Source organism: Mesorhizobium sp. M6A.T.Cr.TU.014.01.1.1 (genome assembly GCF_004022765.1).
Taxonomy (GTDB): domain Bacteria; phylum Pseudomonadota; class Alphaproteobacteria; order Rhizobiales; family Rhizobiaceae; genus Mesorhizobium; species Mesorhizobium mediterraneum.
In genome coordinates this window covers 46135-60848 of sequence record NZ_RZPG01000025.1, presented here as the reverse complement: position 1 = coordinate 60848, position 14714 = coordinate 46135, and the positions used below count along the sequence as shown (strand labels likewise).

At 62.2% G+C, this 14714-nt stretch carries 10 protein-coding genes and 1 pseudogene; 3 read left to right on the top strand and 8 right to left on the bottom strand.

The features are described 5' to 3' along the window. Positions 1–27: 27 nt before the first annotated feature. Positions 28–745 (bottom strand): annotated as a pseudogene (locus EN885_RS25035) (gamma-glutamylcyclotransferase). Positions 746–923: 178 nt separating this feature from the next. Here EN885_RS25035 and EN885_RS25030 point away from each other — a divergent pair. Next, the gene (locus EN885_RS25030) at positions 924–1700 is read left to right on the top strand and encodes a VOC family protein (RefSeq protein ID WP_127205697.1); all 777 of its coding nucleotides are present in this window, start codon (positions 924–926) and stop codon (positions 1698–1700) included. A 429-nt stretch (positions 1701–2129) separates the two neighbouring features. On the opposite strand, the gene EN885_RS25025 is transcribed toward EN885_RS25030, so the two are convergent. Further along, entirely contained in the window at positions 2130–2618 is a 489-nt protein-coding gene (locus EN885_RS25025) for a hypothetical protein (RefSeq protein WP_245461510.1), read from the bottom strand. A gap of 194 nt (positions 2619–2812) precedes the next feature. On the opposite strand from EN885_RS25025, the gene EN885_RS25020 reads away from it, so the two are divergent. Beyond that, positions 2813–3205, top strand: coding sequence for a DoxX family protein (locus tag EN885_RS25020; protein WP_128243203.1), 393 nt, complete (start codon positions 2813–2815; stop codon positions 3203–3205). A gap of 20 nt (positions 3206–3225) precedes the next feature. Here the strand turns inward: EN885_RS25020 and EN885_RS25015 are convergent, their stop codons facing one another. Together EN885_RS25015 and EN885_RS25005 are read right to left on the bottom strand one after the other, a co-directional pair. Beyond that, positions 3226–5667 carry an FAD-dependent oxidoreductase gene (locus tag EN885_RS25015; protein ID WP_128243204.1) on the bottom strand — a complete coding sequence of 814 codons (2442 nt, stop codon included), beginning with the start codon at positions 5665–5667 and terminating at the stop codon, positions 3226–3228. 243 nt (positions 5668–5910) lie between these two features. Continuing rightward, a complete protein-coding gene (locus tag EN885_RS25005; protein ID WP_164897912.1) occupies positions 5911–7449 on the bottom strand; it encodes a trimethylamine methyltransferase family protein in 1539 nt (512 codons plus the stop codon). A gap of 218 nt (positions 7450–7667) precedes the next feature. Here EN885_RS25005 and EN885_RS25000 point away from each other — a divergent pair, with 218 nt between their 5' ends. Continuing rightward, the gene (locus tag EN885_RS25000; RefSeq protein WP_095482907.1) at positions 7668–8258 is read left to right on the top strand and encodes a transglycosylase SLT domain-containing protein; all 591 of its coding nucleotides are present in this window, start codon (positions 7668–7670) and stop codon (positions 8256–8258) included. Positions 8259–8271: 13 nt separating this feature from the next. Here the strand turns inward: EN885_RS25000 and EN885_RS24995 are convergent, their stop codons facing one another. The 4 genes from EN885_RS24995 to EN885_RS24980 all read right to left on the bottom strand — a co-directional run bounded on the left by EN885_RS24995 (position 8272) and on the right by EN885_RS24980 (position 14619). Continuing rightward, the gene (locus EN885_RS24995) at positions 8272–10488 is read right to left on the bottom strand and encodes an ABC transporter ATP-binding protein (RefSeq protein WP_095482908.1); all 2217 of its coding nucleotides are present in this window, start codon (positions 10486–10488) and stop codon (positions 8272–8274) included. A 48-nt stretch (positions 10489–10536) separates the two neighbouring features. Beyond that, complete coding sequence (locus tag EN885_RS24990; protein ID WP_095482909.1) at positions 10537–11694, bottom strand: ABC transporter permease; 1158 nt, start codon at positions 11692–11694, stop codon at positions 10537–10539. A 12-nt stretch (positions 11695–11706) separates the two neighbouring features. Further along, the gene (locus EN885_RS24985; protein WP_095482910.1) at positions 11707–12741 is read right to left on the bottom strand and encodes an ABC transporter permease; all 1035 of its coding nucleotides are present in this window, start codon (positions 12739–12741) and stop codon (positions 11707–11709) included. 225 nt (positions 12742–12966) lie between these two features. Then, positions 12967–14619 carry an ABC transporter substrate-binding protein gene (locus EN885_RS24980; RefSeq protein WP_127205702.1) on the bottom strand — a complete coding sequence of 551 codons (1653 nt, stop codon included), beginning with the start codon at positions 14617–14619 and terminating at the stop codon, positions 12967–12969. Positions 14620–14714 lie beyond the last annotated feature (95 nt).

Here is a 14714-nt window from a genome sequence, read left to right as displayed (position 1 = left end):
ATACTCATGTTTTTATTTCACGCGCGATCACTGTGCAGACAGGAGGCCCATTCCGGGGGCACGGCCATGCATCGACCTGATCTCGTTCGCGACCAGTTCCTGCAGCCGCCACAGATTGCGGTCACGAATGCCGAACGCTTCCAGGTGACTGACGGTGTTGTAGAGATATTCGGCACCGGACCCGACATGCCCGCACGCCCGCGCCAGCACTTGGGCTACCCTCTCCAGCGGCTGGTTGAGCGAGGTGCCCCTGCCGGTCACACCGACCCAGAAGCCCAGCGCCCTTAGCCTGCCTTGAGCCGTACGCACCGGAAGCCACCTGACTGAGCCGATACTCTCGTGATCGCTGATCTCGCGCCGCAGCAATCTTTCGATCTGCAGCGGTTTTTCGCCTTCCGGCAAGCGGTAGATCACGCCGTTGCACCGCCCGCCCCGTTCGAGCGCCATCATCAAGCCCGGCTGCTCGGCACTGCCGCGCCAACGGACCATGTCGAGGCAAAAAGACCGATGCCAGCCGAAAGCGGTGGCGCGCTGCTGTTCGACGGACTCGAAGGCCGGCTTCCAGATCAGCGAGCCATAGGCGAACACCCATAGCGGTTCCCTCGTCCGCCTCGCCTGACAGCCGGGAGGCAAGCGTCTGGAAATCCTCATCGGTCAGTTGCGTCCAGCTTCCATCGGGACCGGGATCGGCCTCCTCCCGATGGCATAGCGCGACAAGCTCTGAAGTGAGCGACATCCGGCGCATGGATCAACAACCCTCGTTGGCGGCAAGCAAAGTCGAAAACCGCGACTTGCGCAAGATTACGAATGAGGGGCGCCTTGCCGCCATCGATTTCTGGCCCAGATGTCGGATTTCCGTCGCCAAGATCGTCCTAGGATGGATCGAACCACAATCCACAACTGGAAACGCAGGGAGCACGACAATGCCAAAGTCCCCGATGCCCTTTTTCTGGTACGAACTGATGACCACCGATCTCGACGCCGCCGAAGCGTTCTACACCGCTGTCGTTGGCTGGAAGGCGCAGCCCTTCGACGGCGCGCCCGGCATGCCGCGCTATATCGTCATGAATGTCGGCGAGCGCGGCGTTGCCGGGCTGATGGCGCAGCCGGACGAAGTGCGCAAGATGGGTATGCCGCCGGCCTGGATCGGCTACATCCACACCAGGGATGTCGATGCCTCGACAAAATCGTTGAAGGAGGCCGGCGGTACAGTTCATCGCGAACCCGATGACATTCCGGGCGTCGGCCGCTTTGCCGTCGTTGCCGATCCGCAAGGCGCGGCCTTCAACTTCCTGCAGCCGGATGGCCCCGACCAGCCGCCGCTGCCATTGGCGACGCCCGGCAATATCGGCTGGCATGAGCTCTATACGACCGACTGGCAGGCCGCGTTCGATTTCTATGCCGGGCAATTCGGCTGGACCAAGGGCGAGGCCATGGATATGGGGCCGATGGGCACCTACCAGCTCTTCGCCGCCGGCGGCGAGCCTATTGGCGGCATGATGAACAAGCCCGAGCAGATTCCGGTGCCGGCCTGGCAGTTCTATTTCAACGTTCCGGCCATCGACGCGGCGGCCAAGCGCGTGACCGACAATGGCGGCAAGATCCTGATGGGCCCGATGGAGGTTCCCGGCGGCGGTTGGATCGTGCAGTGCACGGATCCGCAAGGCGCTCATTTCGCGCTGATGGCGCCGGTGCGGTAGGCGTCCTGACCAACCGAGTGCTGCCGCTGGATCATTCCAGCGTCAGCACCGCAACTTTTTGGTGCTGCTGAGTTGGACGGCTATGTGTCGTTCGGCGACGGCAAGAATTGGGGAGCGCGAGTTAGCGAAAGAGCTTCGGGGAGCCGGAGGTACCATTCGATCCGGGCGACTTTCTTAGAGCAATTCCAGGAAAGTGCGTAGCGGTTTTCCGTCCGGAATTGCGTAAGAACAAATACTTAGAGCGGTTCGGCGACTCTATCAAAAGCTGAACCGCTCTAGGCGAAATCTATCGTGCCCATGGCGGAGGCTCGCCCGTATTTCGCGCTGATCGCGCCGGGACACTGAACCAGCCCGATACCTATCAAAATTGAACAGCCGCACCGCACCGTTGGTGCGATGCGAGCAGATGAATTGCCTCAGGGCGCAAAGTCATTCCGGCGCCAGTACAGCAATCTTGAGGGTCTCTTTCTTGGCGCCGCTGAGTTGGATGGTCGCCGGGCCGGCGGCCGGCTTGAAGCGCACGCTCTTGCGTATCCCGGGACAGGTCTTCATACCACTGAAACCCGCCAACTTCACGGCTTTGCCGTCCTGAACGACATCGACCCAGGCCTCATCGGACAGGCTGATCTGGAGTTCTCCCTCCGGGGGCACGGCCACGCTTGCCATCGCGCCGAATGTACCGGCTGCCGGCGCGCGTTCCGGCGGAACGGTGAAGCTGATCGTGTCGACCGGCACCAACGCCACATCTGCAGCCTCGCCGACCGAAAGGTCAGCGCCAGACTGCGCGGCGGGCGCCACCGCAAACAAGGCCTCCTCGCGCGTCACCGGCCATTTAAAAGCAGCACAACCGGTGTCGTCGGCGATGGCGACGCTGGTGCCTGCAACGACGGCGAATAGGCTGACGACGACTTTTCTCATGGCAAACGGAACCCACATGGTTGGAGTGTCTGGCTATCAATACAACTATAGCGATTTTATACAACCATAGCGAGAAAAATATTGAGGGACGAGGAACATTTCCAATCACCGATTGTTGATGGCAGGCCGTGCGAAGTGAATGGTCCCTTGCCGGGCGATAATCTATGGCCAGTTCGGGGTAAAATGGAGCTTCGATGAAGCTTTTCGACGGTCTCGCCAGATATCAGCGGCAGGCTCTGGCTGTGCTTCGCATCATGACCGCGCTGCAGTTTATGGAACACGGCACCCAGAAACTGTTCAATTTTCCCGTCAGCGATCATGCCGGCGCCCTGAGCGGCCTATCGCTGACCGCGGGCATCCTCCAATTCGCTGGCGGCATCCTGCTGGTATTGGGGCTGTTCACCAGGCCGGTCGCGTTCCTTCTCAGCGGCGAGATGGCGATCGCCTATTTCATGGCGCACATGCCAAGCGGCTTTTTCCCGGTCAACAATGGCGGCGATGCGGCAATCTCCTTCTGTTTCATCTTCCTCTATCTGGTGTTCGCCGGTCCCGGCGCTTTTGCGCTGGACAACCGCCGCAGCGCTTGAGGCGCCGACAAGCGGCGCCTTCACCCCCGCATCCGCTCGAGATTCGCGTCGAACAGCGGCGACGGCTGCACGCGCGCGCGATAGCGCTTACCCAGAAGCTCGATCTCGAAGCCGTCGGCCTCGTCGGCGATCTCCTTCGGCACATAGCCCATGGCCACGGACGCCTTCGAATGGTGCGCGTAGCCGCCTGACGTGACCCAGCCGCGCACGGCGCCGTCGAACCAGATCGGCTCGTCGCCGATGACGTCGGCGTCGGCCGCATCGACGACAAAGGCGCGCAGCCGCAGCTTGCCGCCTTGCTGGCGCTCGGCGAGTGCCGCTTGCTTGCCGACAAAATCGGTTTCTTTCCCGTAGGCGACGAAGCGATCGAGACCGGCCTCCAGCGGCCCGTAGATCGGCCGGTATTCGCGCGCCCACGAGCCGTAGTTCTTTTCCAGCCGAAGCGCGTTGAGCGCGCGCGAACCGAACAGGCCGAGGCCAAATTCTTCACCCGCTGCCATCAGGGTCTGGTACGCCGCGCGCTGATATTCCGGCGCCACCCAGATCTCGTAACCGAGATCGCCGGTGTAGCTGACGCGGCCGACCAGGCACGGCGCCATGCCGATATCCATCTTGCGGATGGCCATGAACGGAAACGCCGCATTGGCGACATCTGCCCGCGTGACCTTTGCCAGGAGTTCCCGCGCATTCGGTCCAGCGATCGACAGGCCCGTCAGCTTCGCCGCCAGCGCCTCGACACGAACCGAGCCGTCCTGCGGCAGATGCGCCTCGAACCAGCGCATGTGATACTGCTCGGCAATGCCGGAGCCGGCGAGAAACCAGCCCTCCCCGTTGGAATTGGGACTGTCGAGATTGGCCAGCGAGAAATCGCCGATCAGCCTGCCGTCTTCCTTCAGCATCGGCGCCAGCGTCATGCGGCCGGGTCTTGGCAGCTTGCAGGCAAGCAGGCGGTCGAGCCAGACCGCAGCGCCCTCGCCGGTCACCCTATATTTGGCGAAGTTCGAAATTTCCGACAGGCCGACACTTGTCCGCACCGTTCTCACCTCGTTTGCGACATGCTCAAAATCGCTTGAGCGCCGCCACGAGAACTCATCTTTGACGCCCTCGGGCGCATACCAAAGCGGCACTTCCAGTCCAAAGGCCACGCCCCATTGCGCGCCCTTGGCCGACAAGAGGTCGTAGACCGGCGTGGTCTTGAGCGGCCGCCCGGCAGGCAGCTCCTCATTGGGGAAGCGGATGGAAAAACGCCGCGAATAATTCTCGCGCACCTTGGCATTGGTGTAGGCCATCGTTGCCCAGTCACCATAGCGCGACACATCCATCGCCCAGATGTCGGCGCCGGGGTCGCCCTCGATCATCCAGTTCGACAGTGCGAGGCCAACACCGCCGCCCTGCGAAAAGCCGGCCATGACGCCGCAGGCGACCCAGAAACCAGGCAGGCCGCGCACCGGCCCGACCAGCGGGTTGCCGTCCGGCGCGAAGGTGAAGGGACCGTTGATGATCTGCTTGATGCCAGTGTTCTGGAAGGCCGGGAAATGCCTGAAGCCGACCTCCAGCGATGGCGCGATGCGGTCGATGTCGGGCTCCAGCAGTTCGTGGCCGAAATTCCACGGCGTCGAAAATTCGGACCATGGCTTGTTGGCCTTCTCGTAAGTGCCCATCAGCATGCCGCCGCGCTCCTGGCGCAGATAGAGCTCGCCGTCGAAATCGACCGCATGGATGATCTCCGTGCCGGTCTTCTGGTTCCAGGCGGCAACCTCCGGCATGTCCTCGGTGATCAGATACATGTGCTCCATGGCCAGCACCGGCAGCTCCAGCCCGACCATGCGGCCGACCTTGCGCGCCCACAGGCCGCCGGCATTGACGACATGCTCGGCCACCACCTCGCCTTTGTTGGTGATGACGCGCCACAGCCCGTCGGCGCGGCGCACGATGTCCTCGACCTTGGTGAAGCGCTCAACCTCGGCGCCAAGTTTCCGCGCGGCTTTGGCATAGGCATGGGTGACACCCGAGGGATCGAGATGGCCATCCTCCTTGTTGCGGACGGCGCCGACGAACTGCTTCGGGTCGAGCAGCGGCATCAGCTCGGCCGCTTCGTTAGGCGAAATCTCCTCGAGGTCGATGCCGAGATAGCGGCCTTTGGCGACAACGCCGCGCAGCCAGTCGAGCCGCGCCTCGGTCGCCGCCAGAAGCACGCCGCCGGTCAGATGCACGCCGGTCGCCTGGCCGGACAGCTCCTCGATCTCCTTGTAGAGCGAGATCGTGTATTTCTGCAGCTTGGCGACGTTGGGATCGCCATTGATCGTGTGCATGCCGCCGGCCGCATGCCAGGTCGAGCCGGAAGTCAGCTCGTCACGCTCCAGAAGCACGATGTCGGTCCAGCCGTGACGCGCCAGATGGAACAGCACGGAACAGCCGACGACACCGCCGCCTATGACCACGACCTTTGCATGCGATTTCATGGGTTTTCTCGTTATTTCAATGAGTTGGAGGGGAACGATGAATCGGGACGGGAGGAGCCAAGCCACCCCTCTCTGTCCTGCCGGCCATCTCCCCCTCAAGGGGGGAGATCAGCAGCGACGGCGCCGCCATGCTTCTTTCAACGTTGGTGATTGGCGAAGGAAAACGTGACAGCCAATCTCCCCCCTTGAGGGGGAGATGTCCGGCAGGACAGAGAGGGGTATACGAGCGCAAACCTGTGGCCATCACGGCTCACCCGCCCCAATCGCTTCCTTGCGCTTCGCCACATACGCCTCCAGCGCCTCGCGCACAGAAATATCCATCGTCGGCTCGACATAATCTTCCAGCGCTTTCTTCCACAGCCGCGTTGCGCGCGCCGTGGCGTCGAGCCCGCCGGCCTCTTGCCACGCCTCGTAGTTCTGCCAGTTGGAGAGCATTGGCTGGTAGAAGGCGGTGGCGTAGCGCTCCAGCGTGTGCGGCTCGCCGAAGAAATGGCCGCCGGTCGGCACAGCACCCAGCGCCTCGACGGCGAGTTCCGCCTCGTTGACTTCGATCGGGCGCAAAAATTCCATCATGTGCTGGATCATCTCGACGTCGATAATGAACTTCTCGAACGACGCGGTCAGCCCGCCTTCCTGCCAGCCGGCTGCGTGGTAGACGAGATTGCCGTGGCCGAGCACCGCGCCCCACAGCGCCATCAGCGTCTCATAGGCGCCTTGCGCGTCGGCGGCGTTGGAGGCCGAACCCGGCGTTGTCCGGTAGGGCAGTCCGTAACGCCTCGCCAACTGCCCGGAAGCGATGTTGGCCTTGGTGTTCTCCGGCGTGCCGAAGGCCGGGGCGCCGGACTTCATGTCGACATTGGATGTGAAGGCGCCATACATGACCGGCGCGCCGGGTCGGACAAGCTGCGTCAAGACCACGCCGAACAATGCCTCGGCGTTCTGCTGCGCGAGCGCGCCGGCAAGCGTCACCGGGCTCATCGCGCCCATCAGCGTGAACGGCGTCACCGCGACCGACTGGCCCAACTCGGCCATGGTCATCAGGCCTTCGGCCATCATCTCGTCGAAGCGGCGCGGCGAGTTGACCGAGATGATGGTGGTGACGCCGGGATCATCGCGCATCTCATCAAGCGTCAGCCCTCGCGAAATCGCCATCATTTCGATGCCGTCGAGCGCCCTGCCCCGGCCGATCGCCGAGACGTGAAAACTTTTGTCGGTCAGCGTCAGATTGGCGAAGTAGGTGTCGAGATGGCGTGAATTGGCCGGCAGGTCGACAGGCGCGCAGACCTGATTGCCCAGCATGTGGATGCAGTTGAAATGCTGCGCCAGCCGGGTGAGATCGTCATAGTCGCGCAAGTTTCCGGCGCGGCGGCCACGTTCCATGTCATGCACATTGGGCGGTCCGGCGACCAGAGTGAAGTTGATGGTGTTGCCGCCGAGATGGACGGTATGGGCCGGGTTGCGCGGCGTAAGCCGGTAGCTCGACCGCGTCGTCTTCAGTGCCTCGTCGACCATGCCCCGGTCGATGCGGATTGTCATCGGCGCATGATCGACCTTGGCCCCGGCCTTCTCGAACAGCGAAAGCGCTCGCGGGCTCATCACCTCGATGCCGAAATTCTCCAGAATGTGCATCGACGCCTGGTGGATCGCCTCGATCTGGTCGGCCGAAAGCATCCCCATTGGCGGATAGGGATTGGTGACGCGCCGCAGCGGCAGTTGCGGGATGGCAACCGGTCCCCTGTTGCTGGTTCGCTCGGCGCCGCGCTTGCGTCTCGGTTCGGTCATGCGGCGCATCAAAGCGCCGGCACGAGGATCGGGCTGTCAGAAATCCGCCACCTGCGGGCGTGATTTTAGCCAAGGCGGCATTTTGGGAATTTCATTCCAACAAAAGCGACAGAAAACGTCGGAATATCCATCCTCGCTGTGCCCCGGCCAAAGCAGCCGATGAGCCGTTAAGAAACGCCGCAAGATTCCCTTTATGTTTTCGGCCTAATCCTCCTCCGATGCGTAGGTCAAGTTTTAGTAAAATTGTAGCTGTTACCGTGCTGCTCGTGCTGTCGGCCTGCGCGACGCCGCCGAGCCATATCAACGATGTCTGCGCCGTCTTCGACCAGAATGACGGTTGGTTTGACAACTGGCAGGCAGCGGCCGAACGCGCCGAGCAGAAATACGGTGTGCCAGTTCCTGTGCTGATGGCGACGGTGCGCAAGGAATCCGGCTTCAAGAGCAATGCCAGGCCGCCGCGCACCAAGCTTCTCGGCTTCATTCCCTGGAAACGTGTCTCCAGCGCCACCGGCTTCTCGCAGGCGCTCGACGGCACCTGGGCGCAGTACCAGAGCGAGACGGGCAGCTGGGCGGCGCGCCGCACCAGGTTTGCCGATGCCGTCGATTTCGTCGGCTGGTACCATTCCAAGACATCAGACACGCTCGGCATCGCCCGCAACGACACCTATAATCTCTATCTAGCCTATTATCTCGGCTGGACAGCCTACGGCCGCGGCAATCGCGGCGACGCCGGCGTGCAGCGCTACGCGCGGGCCACCGAGCAGATGGCGCAGGACTACGCCGCGCAGCTACGCCAGTGCGCGCGTTGACGGCGCCACGGATCTAACCCTCCGTCAGCTTCGGCCGCTTTCCATGTGGACGCTTGGGCGGGGTGCCGGCAAAGCCCGGACCCACACCTTGCGGCGCGTCGTCCGGCACGCCTTCATTGGCGGCATGCTCCTTGTCGAACTTGATCACCGGCTCCATTTTCGCCAGCACATCGTCGGCAAGCCAGCACAGGCTCATATGGCCGTCGCCGAGATGCTTGACCGGCGGCACCTGCGTCTCGCAAAGATTGTCCGGCACCAGCTTCTTGTAGCCGCATCGCGTCTGGAACGGACAGCCGGTCGGCGGGTTCATCGCTGACGGAATGTCGCCCTCCAGCACGATGTGCTTCTTGATCACACTGGTGTCGGCGATCGGGATCGCCGACAGCAGCGCCTCGGTATAGGGATGATAGGGCGGCGAAAAGATCTGGTCGGTCGTGCCCTGCTCGACGATATAACCGAGATACATGACGACGACCCGGTCGGCGATGTAGCGCACCACCGACAGATCGTGGCTGATGAACAGCATCGTCGTCTTGTTCTTGCGCTGGATGTCCATCAAAAGCTCGGTCACCGCCGCCTGCACCGACACGTCGAGCGCCGAGACCGGCTCGTCGGCTACCACCACCTTGGCGTCGCCGGCAAAGGCCCGCGCCACGCCGATGCGCTGCTTCTGGCCGCCGGAAAGCTGGCGCGGCTTGCGGGTCTCGAACGCCCGCGGCAGCTTCACCAGGTCGAGAAGCTCCAGCATGCGCTTGCGGCGGTCGGCGACGGTGTTGCCGACGTTGAACTTTTCCAGCGTGCGGATGATCTGCGAGCCTACCGAGTGGCTGGGATTGAGCGTGTCGAACGGATTCTGGAACACCATCTGGATCGACGACACCGTCTCGACGCTGCGCTTCTCGACGCCGGTCGACTCGATCCGCTTGTTGCCGAGCGTCACAGTGCCGGAGCTTGCCGTCTCCAGCCCGAGCAGCACCTTGGCCAGCGTCGACTTTCCGCAACCGGACTCGCCGACGATGGCGACGGTCTCGGATTCGCGTGCCATGAAGGAGATCGTCTCGTTGGCCTTGACGACGCGGCCTTCGCTTGACCCGAACACTTCGCTGCCGCCGACCTTATAGTATTTCCTGAGGTCCTCGATCTTGAGCACCGGCGCGCCGGGCTCGACGCGCTCGTTGACCTTCTTGGCGCCGGGCGGCAGCGCTTCCCAGTCGATCTCGTTGAAGCGCACGCAGCGCGAAAAATGGCCTTCATGGCCGTCGACAGCGATCATCGGGATTTCGGCGGCGTTGCAGACGCCCTCGACGAAATGGTGGCAGCGGGGGCCGAAATTGCAGCCCTTCGGCCGCTCGTGCGGCAGCGGCAGTTGCCCCGGTATAGAGATCAGAGGCCGAGAATTCTTGTCGGCGCCGGGCAGCGGGATCGAGCGGAATAGGCCTTGCGTGTAGGGATGGCGCATTCGGTCGAAGACGTCCTTGATCTTGCCGGTCTCCACCGCTTCGCCCGAATACATCACCGTGATGCGGTCACAGGTTTCCAGGATCAGGCCAAGATTGTGCGACACGAAGATCATCGAGGTGCCGAACTTCTCGCCGAGCCCCTTGACCAGGTCGACGATGCCGGCTTCCACCGTCACGTCGAGCGCGGTCGTCGGCTCGTCGAGCAGGAGCAGCGCCGGCTTCGACAGCAGCGCCATGGCGATGACGATGCGCTGTTGCTGGCCACCGGAAAGCTGGTGCGGAAAGGAGCGCATCATGCGCTCGGGATCGGGCAGCCTGACCGAGCGCACCATTTCCAGCGCGCGTTTATAAGCCTCTTCCTTCGACACTTTGTCGTGGATCAGCGGCACTTCCATCAGTTGCTGGCCGACCTTCATCGCCGGGTTCAGACTGGCCATCGGCTCCTGGTAGATCATTGCGATCTTGTTGCCGCGGATGGCGCGCAGTTCCTCGTCGGACAGGTCGCCCATGTCCTTGCCCTGGAATTTTATCCGGCCGCCGACGATCTTTCCGATGTTGGAGAGGTCGCGCATGATGCCGAGCGACACGGTCGACTTGCCGCAGCCGGATTCGCCGACGATGCCCATCGCTTCGCCGGGCATGACCGTGCAGGAGAAGTCCATAACGGCCGGTATCTCACCCTTGCGGGTGAAGAAGGAGATCGACAGGTTCTCGATCTCGATGATCGGCCCATTGGTCGGCTTGGCGGGATTTCGAACTGCCTCATTCATGGGTCGCTCCAATCCTGGTTCTTCTAAGTAGGGTCGAAGACCCGTCCATCAATCTTTCATCGATTGTTCACGCAGCGAGTCTGCCAGGAGATTAAGGCCCAGCACGAACGACATCAGCGCGATCGTCGGCGGCAGCGCCGGATGGATGAAGGACCGCAGCAGCCGGCTGGCATCCTTGATCGCGGTGCCCCAGTCCGGGCTCTCTGGCGCCAGCCCCAAGCCGAAATAGCCGAGCGTGCCGAGCAGGATCGTGGTGTAGCCGATACGAAGGCAGGCATCGACGATCAGCGGCCCGCGCGCATTGGGAAGTATCTCCCACAGCATGATGTACCAGGGCGATTCACCGCGCGTCTGCGCCGCCGCCACATAGTCGCGCGTTTTGATGTCCATGACCAGGCCGCGCACGATGCGGAACACGCCGGGGCTGGACGCGAACACCACCGCCACGAAGATGTTGAGCTGGTTGGGATCAATGTGGATGATCCTGAACGGGTCGGCGTCGAAGACGAGGCCGGCGTAGACCCAGCCGCCAATGATCAGCGTCAGCCCCAGGAGGATGTACAGGCGGTCGGGCCGCTTCTTGTAGCGCGTCCAGAATAGCACGCTGAAGAAGATGATCGGGAACAGGAAGAACAGGCCGGCCATCATGTAGGGAATCGGTGTCTCCATGATGCCCGGCGTCACCAAGAGGTAGAACAGGAGGATCACCGGGAAGGCGAGCACCAGATTGGCGAGGAAGGACAGCACGGTGTCGATCCTGCCGCCGTAATAGCCGGCCGGCAGGCCGAGCGTGATGCCGACCATCAGCGCGAAACCGGTCGCCGCCGGCGCGATGATCAGCACGATCTGGCTGCCATAGACCATGCGGCTGAACACGTCGCGGGCAAGCTTGTCGCCGCCGAACAGGTAGACAAGTCCGGATTGCGGCTCGACCGCGCCCGGCAGCGCGTCCTTCATGATCGGGATCTGGACAAGCGGATTGAAGGGCGAGATGGTCGACGCGAAGATCGCCGTGAACAGCCAGAATAGGCAGATGCCGACGCCGACGATGCCGACGCTACTGTCGAACAGCTGACCGTAGAGGCCGAGCCTCTTCTTGTAGGCGAAGCTCGCCCCCATCACCAGGACGAGAGCGATCCAGACCGGCCAGAAACGCGCAAGCACGCCAAGCACCACGTTGAAGGCGCCGATATATTCAAGCTGCATCCGCCCGATCCCCTATTGAACTCTGATACGCGGATTGAGAAACGCATAGCCGACATCGGAAATGAGCTGCGTGATCAGGACGATGAACACCGAGACCAGGGAGCAGCCGAGCAAAAGATCGATGTCGTTGTTGCCGGCCGCCTCGACCAGCGTGTAGCCGAAGCCTTGATAGCGGAACATCACCTCGACGATGACGACGCCGGTGAGCAGCCAGGGAAATTGCAGCATGATGACAGTGAACGGCGCGATCAGCGCGTTGCGCAGCGCGTGCTTGACCACGACGCTGCCGAAGGAGAGGCCCTTCAACCGGGCGGTGCGGATATATTGCTGCGTCATCACCTCGACCATCGAGGCGCGGGTCATGCGGGCGATGTAGCCGATACCGTAGATCGCCAGCGTCATGACAGGCAGCGTGAAGTTGTAGAAGGTGATGCCCCGGCTGGCCGAAGCCGCCGAACCGTTCAGCAGGCCGAGCCATGAGGCGAAGATGACGGTAAAAATGACGCCCGACACATATTCGGGCGTCGCCGTCGAGGCGATCGAGGCGACGGACAATGTCCGATCGGTTCGCGACCCCTCGCGCATGCCGGCGAGGATGCCGATCAGAAGCGAAATCGGCACCATCACCACAAGCACCCAGAACATCAGGATGCCGGTGGCGCCGAGCGCCGGGAAAAGCTTCGACGCGACCGTCGTCTTGAACTTGGTCGAGCAGCCGAAATCGCCCTGCAACACGCCGGAGAACGTCGGCTCGACAGGATCGTTGCAGAAGGAAAAACGTCGCCCGGGCTTGCCCGTTGCCGGGTCTGTGACCGGCTGCTTGGGCACGACACCCAGCCATTGGCCGTAGCGGGAGAAGAAATTCTGGCGGTAGCCATGATTGACCAGCCAGCTTTCGAGCTGCTCGGCCGAGGTGTGCATTTCGGTCTGGCTAATGGCCAGCTTTTTCAGATTGGGGTCGAGATTGATCAGGAAGAACACGACCAACGTCAGGCACAGCATCGTCAATGCCATGGTGCCGAGGCGTCGAAGGATGAAAGAAAGCATGGCGGTCCCCTGCCGGTCTGGTTGGGGTTGAGGCCGGCTTGGAACCAGCTCAGCCGCTATCGGCGGAGCTGGCTGTCAAACGGACCCTCAGAATGCGATCAACCCTGTCTTATTGCACGCCCTCATCCGAAGAGTTTGCGCTTTTTTGCTGCGCCGACTTTCGGTTGTGGGATCATGCATGGCGTGGGTGGAAGGGGCGAACCGCCCCTTCCACGATCGATCCGATCAGGCCTCGTCGAGCCAGACCTTGCCGTAATCGCGCTCGAAGGTCGGGTGCATGGCGTAGTTCTTAACCGCCGCGACCGAATGGCTGTACAGCTTGCGCCAGTAGGGCTGGATGATGATGCCGGAATCCTGCAGGATCTGCTCGATGTCCTTCATCATCTCCTTGCGCTTGGCGGCGTCGGCGACCGAAAGCGCGGCGTTGAGCTTGGCATCCCACTCGGGATTCGACCAGGCAGTTTCGTTCCAGGCTTCTCCGGTGCGGTAGCCGATCGCCAGAACCTGGACGCCGAGCGGCCGCATGTTCCAGTTGGTCATCGACAGCGGATACTTCGTCCAGTCGTTCCAGAACGTCGAACCCGGCAGCACCGTGCGCTTCACCTTGATGCCGGCGTCGCGCATCTGCGCGGCGATCGCATCGCCGGTGTTCTTGTGCCAGTCTTCGTCGACCGTGATCAGCTCGTGCTCGAAATCGGCCTGCCCGGCTTCCTCCATCAGCGCCTTTGCCTTAGCCGGATCGCGGGCAATCTTCGGCAGCTCGTAATATTCCGGATGGATCGGGGCGACATGGTGGTTTTCGGCGACAGTACCGGCATCGCCACCCCCCAGCTGGAGCACGACAGCGTTGTCGACTGCGAGCTGCAGCGCGTTGCGGACCTTCTGATCATCATAAGGCTTGTTGGCCACGTTGGTGCGGCAGACGATGGTCGCTGCGGTGACCACCTCGTACTTGACCAGGTCGACACCGTCGAGGATCGACACATAGTCGGCTGACGTCTCGAAATTGGTATGGACCTCTCCCGATTCGAAGGCGCTGACCGTGGCCGCCGGATCGGTGCCGTAGTCGATGAACTCGATGCCGTCGAGAAAGACCTCGCCGTCCCACCACTTGTTGTCTTCGCGGCGCTTGTAGACGACTTTCTGGCCGACATCGTAGGAGACGAGCTCGAAGGGGCCGGTGCCGATCGGGCAGGCTTTGAAATCGCCACCCTTTTCGTCGAAGGTCTTGTGGACGACGAGACCGGGATAGTCGCACACGTTGGGGATGAGGGCGATATCCGGCGTGCTGAGCTTCAGCTTCACCGTCAAATCGTCGACCTTGGTGACTGCGCTCTCATCCAGCTTGTCGTCCTTGACCAGCGAGCCGAGACGGCCGGGCATGGAATTGCCTTCGGCCTTCTTGTCGGCCCAACGCTTGAAGTTGAAGATGACATCGTCTGCGGTGAACGGATCGCCGTTGTTCCAGGTGACGCCCTTGCGCACATGCAGCGTGTACTCGGTGGCATCGTCGTTGACGTCCCAGCTCTCGAGCAGGTAGGGGCGGAACGTGTATTCGTTTGTGTACTTGACCAACGGCTCGAGCGCCTGGCGCTCGGCATTAGCGATTTCCGACCAGTCGGCCTTGCGCGGATCCTTCGGATCCTTGATCCACATAGCGACCTTCAATATGCCGCCCTTCTTGCCCTCCACGTCCTGCGCTCTCGCCGGCGTCGGGTCGGCGAGGCCGAGCATGCCATAGGCCATCGCCGTGGACGCGCCGAAGACGCTGGCCAAAGCGAGAAACTCGCGGCGATCGACACGTCCGGCCCTGGCTTCTTCGGCCATTACGTGGATGTGATCCGGAACGCGATCGCCATTACTCTTGTAGATTGTCATCACGAACTCCCATTGTTGGCTTTCTGCCTTTTACCATTCCGCATCCGGGCCATGATGTCAAAAACGGCACGGATTGGGAACATTCCAAGGAATGT